The 19,100-nt window shown below is 70.8% G+C and carries 17 protein-coding genes and 1 pseudogene; 2 read left to right on the top strand and 16 right to left on the bottom strand.

The features are described 5' to 3' along the window. Positions 1-975: 975 nt before the first annotated feature. The 4 genes and pseudogenes from ACIQUR_RS01505 to ACIQUR_RS01490 all read right to left on the bottom strand — a co-directional run. Positions 976-1,429, bottom strand: a pseudogene (locus ACIQUR_RS01505) (DUF2637 domain-containing protein); the annotation flags it as partial. Next, positions 1,390-2,112, bottom strand: coding sequence for a WhiB family transcriptional regulator (locus ACIQUR_RS01500; RefSeq protein ID WP_403328257.1), 723 nt, complete (start codon positions 2,110-2,112; stop codon positions 1,390-1,392). The gene ACIQUR_RS01500 and the pseudogene ACIQUR_RS01505, both read right to left, overlap by 40 nt. Positions 2,113-2,256: 144 nt before the next feature. Continuing rightward, a complete protein-coding gene (locus tag ACIQUR_RS01495; RefSeq protein WP_403328254.1) occupies positions 2,257-3,018 on the bottom strand; it encodes an ATP-binding protein in 762 nt (253 codons plus the stop codon). Next, entirely contained in the window at positions 3,015-4,103 is a 1,089-nt protein-coding gene (locus ACIQUR_RS01490; RefSeq protein ID WP_403328251.1) for a hypothetical protein, read from the bottom strand. The genes ACIQUR_RS01495 and ACIQUR_RS01490 overlap by 4 nt, the downstream gene beginning before the upstream one ends. A 932-nt stretch (positions 4,104-5,035) precedes the next feature. On the opposite strand from ACIQUR_RS01490, the gene ACIQUR_RS01485 reads away from it, so the two are divergent. Next, positions 5,036-6,370: a helix-turn-helix transcriptional regulator gene (locus ACIQUR_RS01485; RefSeq protein WP_403328249.1), complete on the top strand. Its 1,335-nt coding sequence runs from the start codon at positions 5,036-5,038 to the stop codon at positions 6,368-6,370. 226 nt (positions 6,371-6,596) lie between these two features. Next, positions 6,597-7,022: a thioesterase family protein gene (locus tag ACIQUR_RS01480; protein WP_359922835.1), complete on the top strand. Its 426-nt coding sequence runs from the start codon at positions 6,597-6,599 to the stop codon at positions 7,020-7,022. Between the two features lie 792 nt (positions 7,023-7,814). Here the strand turns inward: ACIQUR_RS01480 and ACIQUR_RS01475 are convergent. The 12 genes from ACIQUR_RS01475 to ACIQUR_RS01420 form a co-directional block, all read right to left on the bottom strand. After that, the gene (locus ACIQUR_RS01475; RefSeq protein ID WP_403328246.1) at positions 7,815-8,579 is read right to left on the bottom strand and encodes a PIG-L deacetylase family protein; all 765 of its coding nucleotides are present in this window, start codon (positions 8,577-8,579) and stop codon (positions 7,815-7,817) included. Between the two features lie 85 nt (positions 8,580-8,664). Continuing rightward, a complete protein-coding gene (locus tag ACIQUR_RS01470) occupies positions 8,665-9,555 on the bottom strand; it encodes a hypothetical protein (RefSeq protein ID WP_403328243.1) in 891 nt (296 codons plus the stop codon). Continuing rightward, positions 9,552-10,511, bottom strand: coding sequence for a hydroxymethylbilane synthase (gene hemC / locus ACIQUR_RS01465; RefSeq protein WP_403328240.1), 960 nt, complete (start codon positions 10,509-10,511; stop codon positions 9,552-9,554). Before hemC ends, ACIQUR_RS01470 begins: the two co-directional genes overlap by 4 nt. After that, positions 10,511-11,002, bottom strand: a complete 492-nt coding sequence (locus tag ACIQUR_RS01460) for an ATP/GTP-binding protein (RefSeq protein WP_403328237.1) — start codon at positions 11,000-11,002, stop codon at positions 10,511-10,513. Before ACIQUR_RS01460 ends, hemC begins: the two co-directional genes overlap by 1 nt. 84 nt (positions 11,003-11,086) lie before the next feature. After that, positions 11,087-13,453 carry a methyltransferase, FxLD system gene (gene fxlM, locus ACIQUR_RS01455; RefSeq protein WP_403328234.1) on the bottom strand — a complete coding sequence of 789 codons (2,367 nt, stop codon included), beginning with the start codon at positions 13,451-13,453 and terminating at the stop codon, positions 11,087-11,089. 30 nt (positions 13,454-13,483) lie between these two features. Further along, on the bottom strand, positions 13,484-14,146 hold the full coding sequence (locus ACIQUR_RS01450; RefSeq protein ID WP_403328231.1) for a M15 family metallopeptidase: 663 nt from the start codon (positions 14,144-14,146) through the stop codon (positions 13,484-13,486). Further along, a complete protein-coding gene (locus ACIQUR_RS01445; protein WP_403328228.1) occupies positions 14,147-14,653 on the bottom strand; it encodes an NUDIX domain-containing protein in 507 nt (168 codons plus the stop codon). Next, on the bottom strand, positions 14,650-15,126 hold the full coding sequence (locus ACIQUR_RS01440; RefSeq protein WP_403328225.1) for a GNAT family N-acetyltransferase: 477 nt from the start codon (positions 15,124-15,126) through the stop codon (positions 14,650-14,652). Before ACIQUR_RS01440 ends, ACIQUR_RS01445 begins: the two co-directional genes overlap by 4 nt. A gap of 38 nt (positions 15,127-15,164) precedes the next feature. After that, complete coding sequence (locus tag ACIQUR_RS01435) at positions 15,165-16,544, bottom strand: NUDIX domain-containing protein (RefSeq protein ID WP_403656625.1); 1,380 nt, start codon at positions 16,542-16,544, stop codon at positions 15,165-15,167. Further along, on the bottom strand, positions 16,541-17,347 hold the full coding sequence (locus ACIQUR_RS01430) for a methyltransferase (RefSeq protein WP_403328220.1): 807 nt from the start codon (positions 17,345-17,347) through the stop codon (positions 16,541-16,543). Before ACIQUR_RS01430 ends, ACIQUR_RS01435 begins: the two co-directional genes overlap by 4 nt. Positions 17,348-17,379: 32 nt before the next feature. Next, positions 17,380-17,754 carry a GFA family protein gene (locus tag ACIQUR_RS01425; RefSeq protein ID WP_403328469.1) on the bottom strand — a complete coding sequence of 125 codons (375 nt, stop codon included), beginning with the start codon at positions 17,752-17,754 and terminating at the stop codon, positions 17,380-17,382. Between the two features lie 23 nt (positions 17,755-17,777). Then, a complete protein-coding gene (locus ACIQUR_RS01420; protein ID WP_403656622.1) occupies positions 17,778-19,076 on the bottom strand; it encodes a 50S ribosomal protein L11 methyltransferase in 1,299 nt (432 codons plus the stop codon). Positions 19,077-19,100: the final 24 nt, after the last annotated feature.

The raw sequence follows: 19,100 nt of genomic DNA, 5'->3' as shown, positions 1-19,100 counted from the left end.
GGTCGTTACGGATCGGGATGCTGTGCTCGCGCATGATCTGGCGCAGCTGCACCCTTGTGATGGACTCGTTGCCGTCCCGCTTCAGCGCCGCCGGGACATGGGGGCGCAGCAGGTCGACGATCTCGTCCTCGGACAGGCGGGTCCGGGACCGCGGTCCCCGTCCCGTTCGAGTACGTGGTCCCCGTGGCGTTCGGGACCGGTCCCGTGCACGGTCCCGAACGCGCGTGGCTGCGGGGTCCGGTCCCCGGTCCCCGGTGGCGGGGTCGTCCTCGCCGTCACTGCGGTCCCCGTCCCCGGCGTCGTCCCGGTCCCCGTCTGAGTTCCCTTCGGGGACCGGGTGGGGACGCGGTCCCTCAGCATCGGTCCCCAGCCCGGCCCACAGGCGGTCCCCGGTCCCCGGTACTGCGAGAGTGCGCTCATGCCGGGGACGGTCCCCGCTGGTGACCGCAGCTCTGGGGACCGGGACCGTCCGCGGACCGGGGCTGGTGTCCGGGACCGTGGTGGCGCGGTTCCGGAGGGGACCATGGTCGCTCCCGGGGACGGTCCCCTCGGTGTGGGGACGATCTCCTGCGACGGGATCCCCGGTCCCGTACGCGTGGTCCCGCTGGGGGACGGCGGTGTTGGGGACTGATCGGGGACCGTGGTCGCTGTCCTGCGGGACGGTCCCGGCGGCGGCGGTTCGGTCCCCTCCGGCAGGATGGGCGGTCTCGTCTGTACGGTCCCCGCTGGGGACCGGGACCGTGTGGGGGACTGCGCCGGTGCGGTCCCGGCGGGTACCGGGGTCGGTCCCCGCGGTGGAGTGGGGACGGTCCCCGGCGGTGGAGGCCTCGGTCCCGCACGCCTGGTCCCCGTCATGCTGGGTGCCCTCGCCCCATCCGGGGAGCCCCCCGTCCCCGACCGCCTCGCCCTTTGCGGACGGTCCCGGTGTGACGTGCGCGGGGGTACGGTCCCCGTTCGGGCTCTGGCCGTCCTGGTGGGTGGCGACCAGCTGCTGGACCTGGCGCATCAGGACACCGAAGGCCAGCAGGGCGGCGGCCGGCGGGATCGCGGCGACCACGTAGTTCAGCAGGGGCACCGGCGCGGTGCCGGTGCCGCTCACGCCTGCCACGTTCAGCACGATCGAGCCGACCGACCCCGTGGTGGTCAGAGCGATGGCCCACCAGTCGGTCACCCGACGGAGCGTGGCCCTCAGCATGAGCAGTTCACCGGCGACGATGAAGGCATCCAAGGTGCCGGGCCAGGCCCACCGTCGGACTGGGGAGCCGCCCAGGCCGTGCAGCCCCGCGACCTCGGCCAGGTGAGCGTACGAGAGCCAGAACCCGGCGGCGGTGAGTGCCACGATGACGGCGCCGGCGGCAATCAGGACGAATCGCTCAGCGGTCTGGGTGCTCACCGGGTGGTGCCTCCATTTGTCGTGCTGGGGCGGCATGTGGCCTTTCGGAAGTCGTCGATCAGGGCAGAGGTGTGGACCTGCCGGGGCACTGGTTCGGGGGTCTGCTTGCTGCGGTCGCGCTCGGGGCCGTCGCCGTCGTGGCGAACGCCCGCACCGAGGAGCTCCTTGCCGTCGGCCTTGGCCTGCCGTGCGGTGGCGATGGGGTTGGTGTCGAGGGCGACGTTGAAGTTGTCGCGGTCTTCGATGGCGCGGGCTTCCTCGCGCAGGACGTCGCGGGCCCAGTTGAGGCTGACCTGCAGGGTGAAGGCCAGGCGTTCGGGGCTCCAGCCCCGGGCTGCGGCGTACCGGATTAGGGTCCGGCGCTCGTGCTCGCTGAGCTGGATGCTCCGGCCGTTGATCACCGAGAGCACGCGGCCGTAGTCGAGCCGGTGCTCGACCTTCTCGTGCCAGTGGAGGCGCTCGTCGGCGGTCATGCCGCCCCAGATGCCTTCCTTCTCCTCGTTGTCGAGGGCGTAGTCAAAGCACTCCTGGCGGACCGGGCACATGCCGCAGGTTTCCAGGGCCTCACGGATGGCCCAGCGGTCGCGAGGGGTGTGGAAGAACAGCTCGTCGGCGGAGTCCGGGTCCATGCCGTGGCAGGCGGCGCGGGCGTGCCAGCTGTGGTCGGAGACGCCCTGGAGCGTCGGTGGGGGAGCGGTGTTCGAGGTGATCGTGCGCATCGGGAGCTGTCTTTCGGGTACGCCTCACCGGCCGGCGGCAGGCCGGCAGGAGGCCGGGGTGCGGCTGGCAGGCCGGCGGGAGGCGGAGAAGGGGGCGACGGCGGCGGTGCCGCGCCGATGAGCGTGTGCCGGGCGGAGGGCCGGTCAGGTGCGCTGGAAGCGGCGGTCGGTGCCGATGAATTCCACCGGCGTGCACATGCCGGAGAGGCGGGACAGGACCCGGTCGCCGACCTTGTCACGCAGCACCGGGAGATGCTTTTCCATGTGGTCGGCGCGGACCGGCGGCAGGTTCGTAGTGAAGATCGTCGGCAGGCGGTTCTGGCAGCGCCAGTTCACCAGCCGGAAGGTGATCTCCTCCGTCCACTCACTGGTCTTCGCCGCGCCGATGTCGTCCAGGAGAAGCAGCGGCACCCGCATGATCCGCCGGAGCATGTGCTCGGGGTCCACGCCGGACCGGTAGCGCATCTCCGCGTACAGGTCCGCGGCGGTCGTCGCATGCCACTCGACCCCACACCCGGCAGCGGTCAGGGCCCGGACCGCGCCGTACGCCTCGTGGGTCTTGCCGATCCCGGTCCCGCCCCACAGCAGCAGCGACGGGCCGTGCGCGATCTGCCGGCGGCCGGGCCTACCCCAGGCTGCGTTGAGATCTTCTGCAGCCGGGGCGACGGCGGTTTCCGCGATGGTCCGCACCCAGGCGGCGACCTGCGGATGCTGGGGCACCGCGTCCCGGTAGGCGTAGGGGATCCGCTTCTGGGCGGCCTCCAGGGCCGGGATCGGCTCCGGAGTATCCGGGAGCATCGGCGCGGTTGCCGGGTCGATGCCGCGCTCGGCCAGGCGGGCGGCCAGACGCTCACGCAGCCGGTCGGAGACCGCGGGCAGCGGGTCGGAGAGTCGGGCGCGGTTCACAGGCTGCCTCCGAACGTGGTCGGCTCCGGCGTGGTCGGGTTCATGTAGGGCGTGTAGCCCGAGGCGTGGGCCCAGGCCCCCGTGCCGGAGGCGGACGACACCCCAGCGGCGGCATGCGGCGGTGCGGCGTTCAGGGCCTCGTTGACCAGGCTCGGCAGGACGCTCGGATGCAGGTTCTTGAACCGCAGCCGCTCCAGAGCGGCCCGGATCACCTCGGCGTCGAAGCCTTCCTCCAGGAGGCCCTTGACGTGGCGCCCGACCAGACCGATCACGTCCTTCGGAGGCCGTTGGACGTGACTGCTGACGTACTCGGCCACCAGGGCCTTCGTCGAGCCAGGCCCTGGAGCCGCCTCGTGCGCGGGGGCATCGCCCCCCTTAGGGAAAGATCCAGGATCCAAGATCCTAGATCCAGACGTCGAGCCCTCGCGAGACTGTGTCGAGGGCTCGACGAATGCCCCCTGAGCTGCACTTTCTTCCGACTCCGCCGGAGTTCCGTCCGAACGGGTTCCGCAGGCCTCCTCAGCGGAGGAGCTTCCCCCGGCCGCTTCGGTGCTGCATGCGGCGCCCAGCGCAGAAGCGGGCGAAACCGGATGATCGAGGGCTCGACGAGGGTGCGCCGAGGCCTGCAGAACCGGACCGATGATTCCCGCAGGCGTGGCTGGCACCTGCACCACGGCAGGCTGGGAGACCGGGCAGGGCCGCTGCTTCTCGGCCGTGCACCCGCCGCACCGCTGGTGCGTCTGGTGCTTCGGGCAGCGCGATACCCGAGAGGCGGACGGCCGGTCGATCTTCTGGTGCTTCTCCCACGTCACGATGTGCAGGTATTTCTTGCCGTCGCACCCGATGTAGCGGCAGATCAGCCCGGCTGCCTCCAGCTGCTCCAGGTCGTTGGCCACGTGCTCCGGGGTGTGCTCGGCGCGCAGCGCCCACAGGAAACCGGCGATGATCGCAGGGTGGGCGAGGAAGCGACCGTTGTCATCAGCCTGAGTCAGCAGCCCAATGAAGGTCACCATCGCGCTGATGTCGACCGAGGCGACATCCTCCGACAAGAACATCTCAGGCTTGATCGTCCGGATGCGGGCCATCAGGCAGCACCCCCGCGGGCGGGGTTACGAAAGGGGGCCGTGGCCGCCAGGGCCGAACAACTTGGCCTTTTGCGCTGGGCAGGCGTCATGCAACACTCTCCTGTGCAGTGAAGCCGCACCGATGGTCCCGTGAGAAGGATCGGTGCGGATGAAGGTGGTCTCCGGCCCTTGCCTTGGGTAGGAGCACCGTGAGCGTTCGGCGTCTGAGAGTTGGCCCTCTCAGGCGCCGTCGCTGTATCTGCGGTTTAATCCGCGCGGCTGGTGCACGCACTACACATGGCTCTCCCCCGATCCCCCCGTTGGCCGGGCGGACTACCCGGCGAGCGACGACGAACATATGGGCAGGCTGCGCCAAGGTCCAGAGATAGCTCTACAACCCCATACAGCTTCCCGCACATGCTCTGACCAGCTGTGAACCGGCAGGCTGTCGCGCTGTACCGGGCTGGTCAGGTCTGGATTTAAGCCCGCAGGCAAAGCCTTCGTCAACGGTGGCTCAAGGCAGAATCCACGCGCGTAGAGCGACGTGTAGAGGATGTGGAGAGTGGGTGATGAAGTCGCGTAACGCCTTTGCGGCGAAGGGGGATTGAGTGGTGAAGCATGGCCATTCAGGGATGCCTGACAGAGGTGCGAGTGATCATTTATGCCGCTACAGCGAAAAGCGGCAAGGATTTGCCGCTTTGCCGATCATGAGAATCCATGGGCGAGGGAATGTCCAGATTCGTCATGGAAGGGTCTTGGTGACGGTGGAGTATGGTTGCGGATTTAACCAAAACCCCTGTGGTCGAGGCCACAAATTGTGGAAAGCGTTCAAGGTCGTCGTATCGTCTTTGTGGGAGACACCAGGCCGGGGGGCCGGCATTCACGCCTGCCCCTCTTTTTTCATGTCCGCGTCAGGTGTCCCTGTGGAATACGGGAAGACAAGGAAGAGCCTCATGGTTGCTCAGGGGATATCCACCCCCTTCGGCGATGACCACGCCGAGAACAAGGGCACGCGCGGCGAGGAGCTCGCCGGCCAGTTCATGGGGTTCGGCGGCTGGCTGAAGAACTGGCGCCAAGCGGCAGGGATCACCCAGGCTCCGGTCGCCAGGGCCCTCGGCATGGGAGTCCGGACCTACCGCAACGTGGAGAAGGGCGCGACTCCACCGCGGTTCACCAAAGCCCAGTGCGACGCGCTGGCGGACGTCCTCCAGCTGGACAAGAGCGAGCGCCACGCCCTGCTGCTGTACAACATTGGAACGACGCTGGACGACGACCCGCTTGTCGGTGCCAGCCCCGAGCTGCGCAGGGCTCTGCGGCTGCTGATCGATCGGCAGATGCCCTCGCCCACCTACCTCACCGACCGCAACTGGAACGTTCTGGCGTACAACCAGGCCATGGCCGAGTGGTGGCCGTGGGTCATGGAGCCGCAGGCGAACCTGATGCGCTGGGCGCTGACGAACCCGGAGGCCCGCACCCAGTACCACGACTGGGACAAGCACGCGATGGCCTACGTCCGGCTGCTGAAGTTCGCACAGGCCACCCACAAGGACAACGCGGAACTGGCCGAGCTGATTGCAGACGTCCGCCGCAACTCCGGCGTCGACCGGATCTGGCGCACCGAGGCGGACATGGAGGCCGACCGTGACGGCCATGTCTTCCGTATGATCATCCCCGCGCTCGGCTGGGAAACTGTCGAGGTTGTCAGTCACGTTCTCTACCCGGCCAGCATGCCCCACTGCCGCTTCGTCGTGATCACCTGGGTCGAGGCCGAGTCCTCTGACGACGAGATCGACGCCCTCGGTGGAAGGCGAAACGCCTGGGCCGCACCGGCCCAGCACCCAACCGGCCAGGCCGAAGCGGATGCTGCCCGGCGCCGCGCAGCCAATGCGCTCACGGCCCGCCTGGTCGTGGACAGTGCCGACGAAGCCGCGGCGCTCGCCGGCCCCGGAGGCGTTCCGCTCCCCGCGCTCAGCGAATTGCTTGGCCCGCAGTGCCAGCTCACCCTCTCACCTGAGAACCACTCCGTTGTGTGGGCCGTCCGAGAAGCACCTGAAGAGTGGGGCATCACGCAGCTCGGGGCCGGTGCGGTGGTCGACCGCATTCAGCCGGCGAACATTAACCCCCAAGCTCGGGCTGAGCTGAAGGTTCTGTTGCGCGCTTCACTCCCGGCATCTGACCGCGAGGCCCTCAGCCGGCTCCAGGATCAACTACCGCAGGCAGACCTCCGGGCCGCTCTCCTTCGTGAGATTTCCGAGAGCCTCCAAGAGGGCGAGGACTTGGCCCAGTAGCTGGTGTGGCTGGCCGAATGAGCATTGAAGACAACTTAGTGTCACCGCTGGCGCCGTCTCCGTGCGAGGGCAGGGGGCCGGGGCGTGGCCATCCGGGCAGCAGAGATCGTCCGGACGGCCGCGCCCATGAACCGCTTCTCTTGCGACGACGACTGCGCCAGTCCGTCCTCGGATCGGCCGTGCGCCTCAGAGGCGCGGCAGATCCCACAGCCCTTCAGGAGCCACCGTGTCCCGGTACACCTACGACTGCCCCGTTCGCTGGTCGGACCTCGATGCAAACGGACACCTCAACTCCAGCCGCTACGGCGTCCTCCTGGAAGAGACCCGCATGCGCATGTTCAGCATGCTGGTTCCCAGCGATCCCACCGAGCGACTGGCCCGCAACTTCCTCCTGCGCGAGCAGAGCATCCGCTATCAGTACCCGCTTGAGACCTGGGAGACCCCGGTCCGCATCGAAGCCTGGGTGACCGACGTCAAGCGGGTGTCGATCACCTTCCACTTCGAGGTGAAGGACGACGATCACGTCTACGCCACCGCGACTGCGGTTGTGGCCGGCTACGACTCCATCCGCGGCGGCATCCGGCGCTTCGAGCAGGATGAGCTCGAAGTGTTCAACAGCTACGCCGACACCCCCCAGGCAGTGGGCAGCTGAACCATCGCCCTGGCTTGCCTGCCAGGTGTGGGACGGGCGGCGGGGACAGGTTCGGTCCCTCGTACGTGGCGCCATGCTCTACCGCAGCGCGGCCGCGAGGTCCACGAGGAGGCCGGCCTGGACGTCACCCCCGAGCCTCTGCTGTGGCTGCGTGAGTACATCGGCGCCAACCACGACGGTGCCCCGGAAGATCACCGGGTGCCGGCCCGAGGGCGAAGGTGACCGGCATCAACCTGTTGCCCCAGGGCCTGCGCCCCCCTGATAGCCGACCTCGCGCACGCCGAGCTTCCCACCCGCTATCTCGGCGACCTCGCCTGACGCCATGGCGACGATCGACTGCCGCGTCCCCGAAGGCGCACCGAAATCAGCACCAGCCAGGCCAACAGCGTCTGGTACATCGGCGGACGCGAGCCGTACGTCCTCAAGCATTGCAGCGACCCGGCCCGCGCCGCCAACGAAGCCGCCGCCCTCGCACTCCTCACCCACCACCGAGCCTCCACCTCCTCGACGCAGATCTGGAACCACGGCTGGCCTGGACCGCGCAGAGCACCGTCCAGGCCCAACCCGTACCCGCGGCCGAAGTGTTCCTGGATGGCCTCGCCAGCCCGCTCGCCATGGCCATGCCGTGCGGGTGGCCGGCGCGCCCCCACGGTGGCGGTGCCCCGGGCAGTCCAGGAGCTGCTGTGGCGGGGGGCAGGGGTGAGCTTGTAGGCGTTGAGATTCGCCAGACGTATGGTCATATCCCCTGCTCTCCGTTGCGGATGAGTGCGCGGTTGCGTTCCGCTGTGCCGGTCAGAAGACCAATTGCTGTAGGTGGGCGGGTGCGGGGCGGGTGGCGAGGAGGGTGAAGTGCTCGGTCGAGATGATCGACTCCCGCTCTGCTGACGGGAGGCGGGAGAGGATCCCAGGAAGTGGCCGTTCCTTGGCGGCTTCACTTCGGTGAGCCGAGATCGCGGCCCACTTCTGCTCGAGCCACTCGCTCACGTCGACCATCGCGGTGGCGTGCTTGTCCGGAACGCTGAGGATCTTCTTCCCCACCCGCTCCAAGAGCGGTCCGAGCTCGCCCACCCCCGAGACCGGGTGTGTGGCCGCATACAGAGCCGCGGGCTGCCACGGGGCCCCGGCATCCGGGTGGAGGTGCTCAAGTCCGGCGGCGTGGAACGCAAGGACGGTCGCTTGGTGGGTGCGGACGTGGTCGGGGTGGCCCGTCAGCTGGCCGTAGGCGTCGTGGGTCACCACGGCCTGAGGGCGCACGGCGCGGATGTGCCCGACGAGCAGCTCGACGACCTCGTCGATGGGAGCGTCGCACAGCCGGGCCCGACCGGGCGCGGAGTCGGGGATGCGGGCGTCGGCGTAGCCGAGCATCCTCGGCTCGCCCGCGCCCAGCACGGCCAGAGCATCGGCGAGCTCGGGCGCCCGGTGGCTGGTGGGGGACCAGGTGGCGGTGACGACGTTCGTTGCTGCGCCCGCGGCGGCGTGCTGCGCGAGAACGCCGCCGGCCAAGAGGGCCTCGTCGTCGGGGTGGGCGAACACGCCGAGCAGGCTGGGAAGCGACACGGCTGCTCCTTCGGTTGGGGTGTCGGTGCCGGCCGTCACTGTGGTGTGGGGGCCGCGGCATCGAGATGTCGGGGGTGGGGCCAGGTCAGCGGTCGGATTTTCTGGCCGTGCTGGTGGCTGATGGAACGGGTGTGCCGGTGAGCTGCTGGGCTCGGTGGGCCAGGTGCGGGGCGAGTTCGGGGTGGGAGCCGCGGCCGGTGACCTGGAGGAGCTGAGCGAGGGCGACGAGTTCGCCGATCCGTCCCTCGGGGGTGTCGAGGACGTGGGCGAACTCGCTGCGGATGCGGCCGGCCGTGGCGGGCTGGGGGAGGGCGTAGGCGTGGAGCAGGCCCACGTCGTAGCCGGTGGGGAGCAGGCCCCACCCCTCCCAGTCGAGGATCACGAGGGGCTCCGGCGTGAGGTTGCCCCAGTGGAGGTCCCCGTGCCCCGTGGTCCAGGAATCGATCGTGGGCACCGGGATGCCGAGGAAGCGGCTGAAGTTGCGGTCGATCCACTGCTGCCGTACGGCATGCCGGTCGGTTGGCACCGTCGCGGTGGCAGCGAGTGCGTTGCGTAGGTCTGCCCACCAGGAGCGGGGCAGGTCTACCTCGCCTGTCAGGACCGGTCCGCCGGATTGGAGCGCCGGTTGGGAGATGTACTCGGACAGCTCGGCCCGGTAGGCGATGGCGTTCTCGGTCCACTCGGTGACGTCGTGCAGGCGAGGCCGGGGAACGGAGCGGGGCAGGGCGCAGTCCGCGGCGGCAGTACCCTCCCACAGGCGGGCGTTGCGCTTGTCGGCAGGCGCGCCGACCAGCCGCAGCCACCACAGGCCGGCCCGGCGCCCCAGGGTTCGGCCCTGCCATCCCCAGGCTTCCGGCCCGGACGCGGTCACAGAGAAGGCACGGGCGGCTTGCTGGTGCCGGCTGCGCATCCGCTCCTGGTCGGACGTCTGGGCTGGCGGCGCGAAGACTGCCTGCCGGGCGTTCGAATCGGTCATGCGGGCCGTCCGAGAAGACGCTCCGCTCCGGCGTTCAGCAGCTGTCGGCCTGCGTCCTGCCCGACTTCATGGGCTGACGTCGAGGGGCCGGACGCGCAGGCGCGCAGAGGGGTGCCGCCGGTCGGGTCGAGAACGGCGGCGTGCACGGTGACGACTCCCGACGCGGAGTCGAGGGTGGCGTGGGCGGAGGCGGCTGTCAGGCACCCGCCGTGCAGCGTGGCGAGCGCGGCCCGCTCGGCGTCGAGCAGAATCCGAGTAGGGGCATGGGTGAGGGGTGCGAGCAGCTCCCCGGTAGCGGGGTCGTCGGCACGGTGCTCGATGATCACGGTCCCCGCGCCGGCCGCGGGCAGCCACACGGTGGGGTCGAGGATCTCGCAGGCCCGGTCCTTATGGCCAAGGCGGCGCAGGCCGGCCAGGGCGGCGATCATCACGTCCGCGCCGAGCGTTTCCTCGTCCAGCTTCGAGAGCCGGCTGTCGGCGTTGCCGCGGATCGGTACCTGTACGAGCTTGGGGTGGAGGGCTTTGAGAAGGGCCGAGCGGCGGGGTGCGCTGGTTCCGACCCTGGTGCCGGGCGGCAGGTCGGCGAGCGTGGCCGCGGGATGGCCGGCGGGGAGGACGAGGGCGTCGCGGGTGTCCTCTCGGGGCAGGACCGCTCCGATGATGATGCCGGGGGAGCGGTCGTGCGGGCCGGGCACGTCCTTGGCGCACGCGATCGTGGCCTGGACGAGGCCGTCGAGGAGGTAGCGGTCCGCGTTGCGGGTGAAGGCCCCTTTCCCGCCGATCGCCGAGAGCGGGCCGCGGTGCCGGTCGCCCTCGGAGACGATCTCGACGATGTCGAGGACCGCCTGCGGGTAGCGGGCGCGGAAGGCGTCGGCGAAGCGGTCGGTCTGTTCCAGGGCCATGGGGCTGGGCCGGGTCCCCAGCCGGACGGTGGTGAGGTTGGTGCTGCTGGTCATCAGGGTCGGGCTCCATCGACGGTTACGGGGTGGGCGGGCGAGATACGGCGTAGGGCGGCCTGGAGGACCGCGTGCGCCAGCAGGGCACTTGTGTCGATGACGTGGCCGTCGGCGTGCATCCACGCAGCGGCAGCGGCGTAGTCCACCGCCCTTCGACGCCGGTACGCACGCACGGCCTCGCCACGGGTCTCGTCTCCTGGAAACTTCTCGCTCGCGTCGATCCGGGCTTTCAGCTCGTCCGGTTCGACGTGGAGGACGAGATGGACGAGCCCGGGCGAGCAGCGCAAGGGCGTGAACACTTCCGCGGCGTAGGCGGGATTGAGCACGGTCATGGGCACGATGACGTGACCGCTGGTATGCGCGGCGATCTCGCTGATGTAGGCCGTGGTCAGGCGCCGCCAGGCCGGGAAGTCCTGGTAATCGCGGAGCCTTCCGGGGTGCCCGGCCAGGGTGCAGCGCAGCAGGTCGCCGATCTCCTCCGGGTCGGCCACCACCGAACCGGGCAGTGCCTGATGCAGGCCGGCCGGCTGCCAGGGTGCTCTTGCCGCTTCCGAAGGCCCCGTTGATCCAGGTGATCACTGCTCGTCGGACCTCCCTGAGGCTGTGTTCCGTCCAACGGCGGGGCCGGGAACCTCGTCACGGCCGTGCCAGGAGACCACGATGCGGCAGTCGTTCTTCTCCACGACATCACCGGCCGGGAGCGCGGAGTCGGGGGTACCTGCGGGCAGCACCGTCAGCCGAGGCGTGGCCCGGCACCGAAGGTCGCGGTCCCAGGTGTGGACGGCGGCGGCCAGGGTGTCCGCGGCGGCCTTGCCGTCCGGCCCGAAGCCCTGCACTCCGAACTCCCACGTGGACGTGCCGTCGGCCTCATCGAGCTCACGCCGTTCCGTCATCAGACAGGCCAGCGAGCGACCGAGGACGACCGCTTCGGCCCCCGACCGCTTCGGCAGCCGCACCGGCCCCGGCCGCTCCGGATCCCCCTCCATCCGGCAGAACCCGGCCAGGGAGGTGGCCAACCACAGCTGCAGGTCCTCCAGCGTCTCTCCGCCGCGGACCGTCACCCCGGTCCACAGCTCTACGCCACCCGCGGCCAGGGCGCGGTCCAGGCCGTCGAGCGCGGTGGGCGGGGTGTCCTCCCAGCGGATGCCGTAGCCGGTGTCCCCGATCGGGGCCGAGGTCTCATCCCACCGGCCGGCACCCTGCATGGGGACGAACCCACACGGGCTGATCTCCGTGGACACTAGCGCCGGGTCCTCGTTGCGAAGGCCGACGGCCCGGGTGAACCCGCCGATCCGCAGGGGCATGACCAGGTGCCCGCCCTCGGCGAGTTGGTTCGTCCAGTACCGCGCAACGTCGTTCGAGGCGACCGTCACGATGATGGCGTCGAAGCCGTCCGCCGGGATCAGGTCCCCGGGCGCTCCGCCGGTGCCGTCGCCCAAGACGGCCCGGACCCGATCGGCGTACCCGGTCTCGGACAGGAACCTCTCCGTACGCGCATGCACGTAAGGGTCGATCTCCATGCACACCACTGACCCCTGAGAGCCTACGAGTTCGGCGATCAGCGACGCGTTGTAGCCGCCTCCTCCGATCTCCAGCACGTTCGCTCCCGGCCGCAGGTTGGCGCGGCGCAGCATGACCGCCTGCATCTCGGGCTGGGACACCGAGCTCATCGACCGCCCGCTGTCGAACACGGTGGGCACCGCCTCGTTGGCGTACGCCCGGACGAGCGACTGCTCGGGGAGGAACGCTTGCCGGGGAACCGTCGCGAACGCCCGCCGCAACTCCGGAGTGTCGATCCAGCCTGCCTCGGTGAGGTCTTCGACCAGCTGCTCGCGGAGCCGGACCGCCGCAGCCGGTTCGCCGAACTTCAGCGGCACCCCTTCGGTGGGCCTGGGCGTGTGGTGCGCAGGCGGGACGTCGGGCAGCAGCCCCGGCCACACCACGTTCAAGGCCTGAGCGGAAGCCGTGAACAGCGGCTGGGGCAAGTTCCGCACCGCGAAGGGGCTGTGCCACTCCCACCGGGTGATCAACTCCGGTTCCCGGACGGTCGGCTCGCCGGTGTACTCGGTGAGGCGGGCGATCTCGGTGACCCGGGTGAATCCGTGCGTGGAGTCGCACAACGTGCCCAGCAGGAGCACCGACTCCGGCCGGGCCTGCAGGCCCGCCTCCTCTCCGAGTTCGCGTACCGCGGTGGCCTCGAACGCCTCGCCCGGCTCCACCTTGCCAGCCGGGAGCTCCCACACGGCGCGCGAGGGGTTCCAGCCGAGGAGGACCTGCCCGCGGTCGTTGGTGACGACGACGGCGACTCCGGCCATCGCGGACGGCTTCGGGGTCCGCTTCTCGCTGTAGGTGACGGGGTCGGTCTTGGGGCCGCGCAGCAGCAGGACGGTGAGGTCGCCGGCCTCGATGCGCTCGGTGTGCTGCCAGCCGTCGGCGAGCAGGTCGATCTCGGTGTCGTCCAGGCAGATCCCGCGCAGCTCCTCGGGGTGGCGGTCGGCGTGCGGGGTGATCACGCACAGTGTGCCGTCCTCGTCGAGGAGGGCGGCGAGTTCGGTGACCGTGCGGGTGCGGTCGGGCAGGTGGGCCAGGGCCCGGCGCATGGTGATCAGCCGATACCCGCCGGAGCCGACCGGGGCGAGAGAGGAGAGGTCCCCGCTCGTCAGGTCGAGGTGGTGGCAGCTGACCCCGTCCGATGCCGCGCTGGTCTTGTCGACGGCGGACTGGGCCCAGTCCACGGCGTCGACCTGGTACCCGGCTGCGGCGAGGAACCGGGCGAGCTCACCGGTCCCGCATGCCACGTCCAGGGCCCGGGCCTCCTGCGCGTCCTCCAGCAGGGCCAGGTGCTCGGTGAGGATGGTCTTCTCGGTGTCGCTCAGGGGGCGGAAGTCGTGGCCGGCCTCGTAGTGGGCGTGCCAGTCCTGTGCGGTGTGCGTGGTGCTCATGTGGTGCGGGCTCCCTGTTCGTCGGGTGGCTCAGGAACGGTTGGAGTGCTGGGAGGCGGGTCCGTAGAGGGCTTCCGGCTTACCGGTCATCAGGGCCCAGTAGCGGTCGCCGAAGGACCAGTGCCACCACTCGGTCGGGTAGTTGACGAGCCCGGCGGCGGTGAGCGCACGGCTGAGGGTGGCGCGGTGCAGCCGGGCCTGGTGGGTGAGGCCGTCGGCCAGGGTGTAGCAGCGGCCCCTGCTCTCCTCCGGGCTGGCGTTGACGCGGGTGCCCATGTCGAGCTCGGTGCCGTCCGCGTCCACGAGGGTCAGGTCGACGGCCGCGCCGGCGCTGTGCGGGGCGATCTCGGGAGGCGACACGTACCGACTCGCCTGCGCCCGCAGCTCCTCCGCCGGCCAGTCGCCGTGGGCCGCGCGCAGCTCGGCCGCGTACTCCTCGAAGTACCGCTGCTGCAGGGCCGGCGGCCGAAACCCTTCGACGACGAGCAGCCGCAACCCTTCGGGCAGCAGCAGCTGCGCTTGCAGGAGCCGGTCGAGAACACCGGAGCGCAGGTGCGCGAATGCATACGCGGGATCGGAGCGGCGGTCATCGAGCCGGAGCTCTCCGCCGCCACGGACGTCGGCCAGGGGCTCGCCGTTCTCCGAGACTCGGATGGCGGCGACTCGCGGGTCGGACATCAGGACGATGCTCATCTAGACCTCCCAGTCCCAGGTATCGAAGTACGCCGGGATCCCCGTGCGGCGGGCGGCCATCACGGCCTCGAGCCGGGCGTGGTCGCGTTCCGGCATCAGGCCCTGCCACTCGGGGACGGCCAGGGCACGGACCTTGTCGTGCTCGTCCGGGTTCAGCACGATCCCCGCAAGTTGCTCGGCGGTGAGCCGGCCGCCGTCGAAAACCCATCCCGCGGTGGCCAGCGGCCAGTCCTTGCCCGGCAGCCCGAACACGGTGGCCAGGAGCTTCGGCGGTCCCTCCACGCGGAGGCCGGTCTCCTCCCGGCACTCCCGCACGGCGGTCTCCCAGGGGCGCTCGCCCTGTTCGGCGACGCCGCCCGGCCACTGCCAGGGGTGGGTACTGGAGTATGTGGCCCGCAGTTGGACGGGGCGGTCGTCCTTGTCGGTGAAGAACACGGACCCGAACATGGTGGCCTTCGGCAGCGTCGCAGCGAACTCCTCCGGAGGCAGCCACTTCCGCTCGCTCACGACGCGTTCCCTTCGATGGCGGGGAAGCGCGTCATCCGCATGAGGGCCGGGTCGGCCGCGAAGCCGAGCTGCTCGTACAGCGGGGCCGAACCGTCGCTGGCGTACAGCTCGTACAGGGTGACCCCGTCGTCCTCCAGGTCGTCGAGGAGGGCGGTGAGCGCGGCCTTGGCGTAGCCGCGGCGCCGGTGGGTGGGGTCGGTGGCGACCGCGTGGATCCGCACGGCCAGCCCCTTGGGGTACTTCGGGGCGGGCAGGACCGCGTGGATCAGGCCGAGGGCGCAGGTGGCGAGCCCGCCGTCGGGGGAGTCGATGACGTACGCGCGGGCGTCCCCGCCCTCCTGGAGGCGTAAGGCGAGTTGGTCGGTGCATGTGGTGAGCCAGGCGTCGTCGAGGGGTTCGCTGAGGATGTGCTCCGACCGCAGGCGGGCGATCTCGGCGGCATCGGCAGGGGTGGCGCGGCGGGGTTGGGGCATGGGGGTCCTTTCTCGGACGGGTGGAGTCGGGGACGGGCCTAGGGGTGTTGGGTGCGGAGTCGGCGCAGGGTGCGGTGGCCGCGCTCGGTGACCTCGGGGTCGTCGTGGCTGGTGCCGTAGGCGATGCCGGAGACGGCGTCGAAGGCGGCCTCGCAGTCCAGGCGCAGCTCCTCGGCCGGTGTGAGCGCCCTGCCGTAGCCGTCGAGGAACGCGGCGCGCAGGTCGGGTCGGCCGGTCCAGGTGTCGCTCAGCCGAACCATGTCCCGGGTCGCGGTGTTGTACTCGGACCGCTCGAAGTCAAACAGCAGCGGTTCCCCGTCGCCGTCCAGCAGGACGTTGCGGTACTGCAGGTCCCCGTGCGTGGGCACGAGCGTGGGCTTCGGGAGGTCCGCGTAAGCACCGACGAGGACGAGGACCAGATCCTCATCCCCGTCGGCCAAGTACCGGCGAGCCCCGTCCAGATGCCGTTTGATCCTGTCCGCAGCCGTGGCGGCTGCGGCCGGCAGCTCGGGTGCGCTGCGGTGAAGGACGCCCACGAGACGACCCAGGGCCTGCTGGACGCGCGCCTCGTCGGCGGCACCGAGGACCATGCCGTGCAGCGGGTGCCCGGGCAGCGCGGTGACCACGACGGCCCGCGCCGCGGTGTCGGCGGCGACGAGACGGGGAGCACGCGCCCCGAGGGCCGGCACCCAGGACCGGTACGCAGCGACCTCCCGGTCATGGAACCGCACCCCGCGGTGCCGCTTGAGGTACCAGTTGCCGCCCCCGGGCCCGGCCAGCCGCCACACCCGGCTGCCGGTGCGCACCCAGGACACCTCCCTCGCCTCCGCGATCCTGCCGACGGCCTGCTCGGCGAACACCCGCAGCCCATACGGCACCTCCACCCCACTGACCGGCGGTCCGCTCAGCAGGCGGGTGCGGTCGGGGCCCTCCTGCCGGTGCTCGATGGCGTCGCCCGGCTGTTGGAAATGCACGGCGGCGGGCAGACCGGCGCGGTAGGCGTCCAGACCGGCCCGGCAGTACGCCACCATCGGGTCGGGCAGAGTGCCCAGCGGGTACCAGTCCATGCCGTCACACCGGTCCGGCTCCATAATCCGAGGGCGGCCCGACCAGCGGCGGGCGTCGAAGAAGACGCCGATGCGGGACCGGGATCCCACCGGTGGGCGGTGGTGGACGGTGACCGCCGCGGTCACGTCCTCCACCTGAATGCGCACGCCTGTTTCCTCAAGGGCTTCCCGGATGACGGCCTCGACCATGTCCTCGTCGGGGTCGAGGTGCCCGGACGGCAGATGCCACAGGCCCGACGCATACACCGGTCCGGCCCGGCGGCACAGCAGCACCTCCGCGCCGCTGTCACCCTCGCGCCGCAGGATGAGGTGTACGTCGACCGGCACCGTGTGCCGGGCCCCGCCGCTCACCGTCCTGCCCCGGGGCGGCGGGCGAGCAGCACGGTGAACACGCCGTCCTCGTGCAGGACCCCGTCCCGCGCGTGCTGGAGCAGGAGCGCCTGGGCCTGGTCCTCGAATCCCGCGTGGTCGGCGAAGAGGTTGGGCCGGGCGAAGCTGGTGGACCGCAGGTATCCCTGGACGGTGCAGGGTGTCCACGTGCGGCGGAAGGGGATGCGGTGCTCGGCGATGTTGCTGAACGCGGATTCGGCGAGGTCGTCTTCGTAGCGGCGGCCGGGCTCGCGGTAGGTGCCGGTGGTGCCGGCGCGGCGGTCTTCTCCGAGGTGGGACTGGATCAGGCCCTGGAGCGCGACTGTCCATTCGGCCTGGTAGGTCCAGAGGCTGCCGTCGCCCATGACCGCGACGGCGGCGTGCGGGTCGGCCACCCGGTCGGCCATGGCCAGAACTGCGGGGCGGTCCATCCAGTGGAACGCCCGGCAACAGGTGACTAGATCCGCTTGGTAGCCGGGTTGGGTGGGGGCGAACTTCTCGGCCGGGACGGCGTGCACGGTGGCGGTGCGCTCGCCCAGCTGGGGGCCAAGCTCGTCGAGCGCGGTGCGGAGCATCCCCTCGTCCTGGTCCACGAGGTCCAGGTGGGATGTGCGAGGCAGGCCAGGCAGCATGGACAGGGCGACCTGTCCGGTGCCGGCACCGAGGTCCAGCAGCGTGGGCGCCGCCACGCCGGCCAGTTCCCGGGCCAGGAGCTGGACCACCCGGTCGGGCAGCCGGGGGCGGTAGCGGGCGTAGTACTGGTCCACCGAGTCGAACAGGGACACGGGTCTCCGATCTCGTGGTGTGGGCGTGGTGGTCAGCTGCGGGTGTCGGGGACCTGGGGCAGCCAGGGGACGGCGGTCTCGCGGAAGGACTGGTTGACGGGGACCAGGTCGGGGGGGTTGCCGAGCGAGGAGAGGGTGATCGCGATGCTGGTGGCGCCGTCGTCGAGGGCGCAGATCTGGCTGCCGCAAGACGGGCAGAAGCCGCGCTTGGAGTCCGGCCACGTGTAGTGCCACGACGGCTCGGCGCCGGACCAGGCCAGACCGTCGAGCGTGAAGGACACCCACGACATCATCGGTGCCCCCGACAAGCCCTGGCAGTCCCGGCAACTACAGGTGTGGGGGTAGTCGGGCTCCCCGGTGACCGTGAACTGGACCTTCCCGCACAGGCAGCCGCCCGACCGGGCCATGGTGGAAGCTGGGGTGGATGAGGTCATGGAGTGGACTCCTTCGGCGCAGGGGTGGGTTCGGGGGCTTGCGGCGGGACGGTCGCTGCCGGCTGGAGGGCGTCGGGCAGTGGCCAGGACAACTCGTTCCGGCCGCTGCCAGCGCCGACCCACTGGGTTCCGTCCGGGTCACGGTGCAGCTGGTAGGAGGACGGTGACCCGGCTGCCTGCCATCGGGTGGCGGTGTCCTGGATCTCTGCCCAGATGTCGCGTGGCCCGCAGCCCGTGACCGTCCACGGCCCGGAGCCGCCCGGCCGGGCAGTGACCCACGACCCGCAGTCCGGCGCCCCGATGACCAGGTGGTCGGCGGCCCAGTTCCGTACGAGCCCGGGGTGCAGGTGGTCCAGGGCCAGCCACAGACCGCGGGCATCATCCGGCGGCGGGCCCGTATGCGTGGTGCGGGTGCTGCCCCCGTCCACGGCCTCGATCCGTCTCCGCAGACCGGGCTTCAGGTAGAGCTGGCTCCAGCCGTGGCCGGCACGGTGCCCGAGCCGCACCGCTTCCAGACGGGCCTGGACGCGGCCGCTGCCGGTCCTGGTGAGGACGGCCAATCCAGGCCAGGACGGCGAGGACGTCGACAAGGTCGCAAGCGCGAGCCCGTCGCCGGCCAGTTGCTGCGGCCAGGCTTCCGGTACCCGGGTGACCGCGTACGACACGAAGATCCGGTCGTAGTCGGCGCCGGCAGGCCAGCCGTTGTGCCCGTTCCCCGTCACGGCCGTCGGCCGGTGGCCGAGCAACGCCAGCCGCTCGCGGGCGGCGGCGGTGACGTGCTCATCCCGGTCCACGGTGACCACCCCGGCATCACCTGCGATCAGGCACGCGACGGCCGCGGTAACTCCCGCACCGGTCCCGACGTCCAGGACCCGATGGCCCGGCCGCAGGCCGAGACGCTGCAGGAGCGCGACGGTCATCCCGGCCGTGCTGGACATCGCCGTCATCGACCCGCCCGACCTCGGGCCCGGCACCCGGCCCAGGACCGGCTCGCCGCCGTGCTGAACCAGCACGCTCTCCCCTCCGTACAGCAGCCCGAGCAGCTCCTCACGGTCCGCGGGCACCGCCCAGTCGAGCAGGTCCCAGCGCGGAGGGGTCTCGTCCGGCCCGCTGCGCCTCACGTACGCCTGCGGCATCAGCACCTCCCGCCGCACCGCGAGGAACGCGTCCCGGACCGGGCCCGCCTGGAGATGGCCAGCTGCTTCCAGTCCGGCGACCATCTCCGCCCGCGCGGCTGCCGCCTTCTCCTCAAGGCCAACTCCGGCATGGGCGGGAGGTACGAGGGGATCGGGCACGTACGACTCCTTGGGCAGGGGACG

The organism is Streptomyces sp. NPDC101132 (assembly GCF_044759225.1).
GTDB lineage: Bacteria > Actinomycetota > Actinomycetes > Streptomycetales > Streptomycetaceae > Streptomyces.
Note: the sequence above shows the minus strand (reverse complement) of the source record. Positions and strands in the feature narration are given on the sequence as shown.

What these genes read in the sequence shown, in the direction of transcription:
- ACIQUR_RS01500 (WP_403328257.1), bottom strand. Translation starts at nt 2,112, where the DNA reads ATGCGCACGATCACCTCGAACACCGCTCCCCCACCGACGCTCCAGGGC.
- ACIQUR_RS01490 (WP_403328251.1), bottom strand. Translation starts at nt 4,103, where the DNA reads ATGGCCCGCATCCGGACGATCAAGCCTGAGATGTTCTTGTCGGAGGAT.
- ACIQUR_RS01485 (WP_403328249.1), top strand. Translation starts at nt 5,036, where the DNA reads ATGGTTGCTCAGGGGATATCCACCCCCTTCGGCGATGACCACGCCGAG.
- ACIQUR_RS01470 (WP_403328243.1), bottom strand. Translation starts at nt 9,555, where the DNA reads ATGACCGATTCGAACGCCCGGCAGGCAGTCTTCGCGCCGCCAGCCCAG.
- hemC (WP_403328240.1), bottom strand. Translation starts at nt 10,511, where the DNA reads ATGACCAGCAGCACCAACCTCACCACCGTCCGGCTGGGGACCCGGCCC.
- fxlM (WP_403328234.1), bottom strand. Translation starts at nt 13,453, where the DNA reads ATGAGCACCACGCACACCGCACAGGACTGGCACGCCCACTACGAGGCC.
- ACIQUR_RS01450 (WP_403328231.1), bottom strand. Translation starts at nt 14,146, where the DNA reads ATGAGCATCGTCCTGATGTCCGACCCGCGAGTCGCCGCCATCCGAGTC.
- ACIQUR_RS01440 (WP_403328225.1), bottom strand. Translation starts at nt 15,126, where the DNA reads ATGCCCCAACCCCGCCGCGCCACCCCTGCCGATGCCGCCGAGATCGCC.
- ACIQUR_RS01425 (WP_403328469.1), bottom strand. Translation starts at nt 17,754, where the DNA reads ATGGCCCGGTCGGGCGGCTGCCTGTGCGGGAAGGTCCAGTTCACGGTC.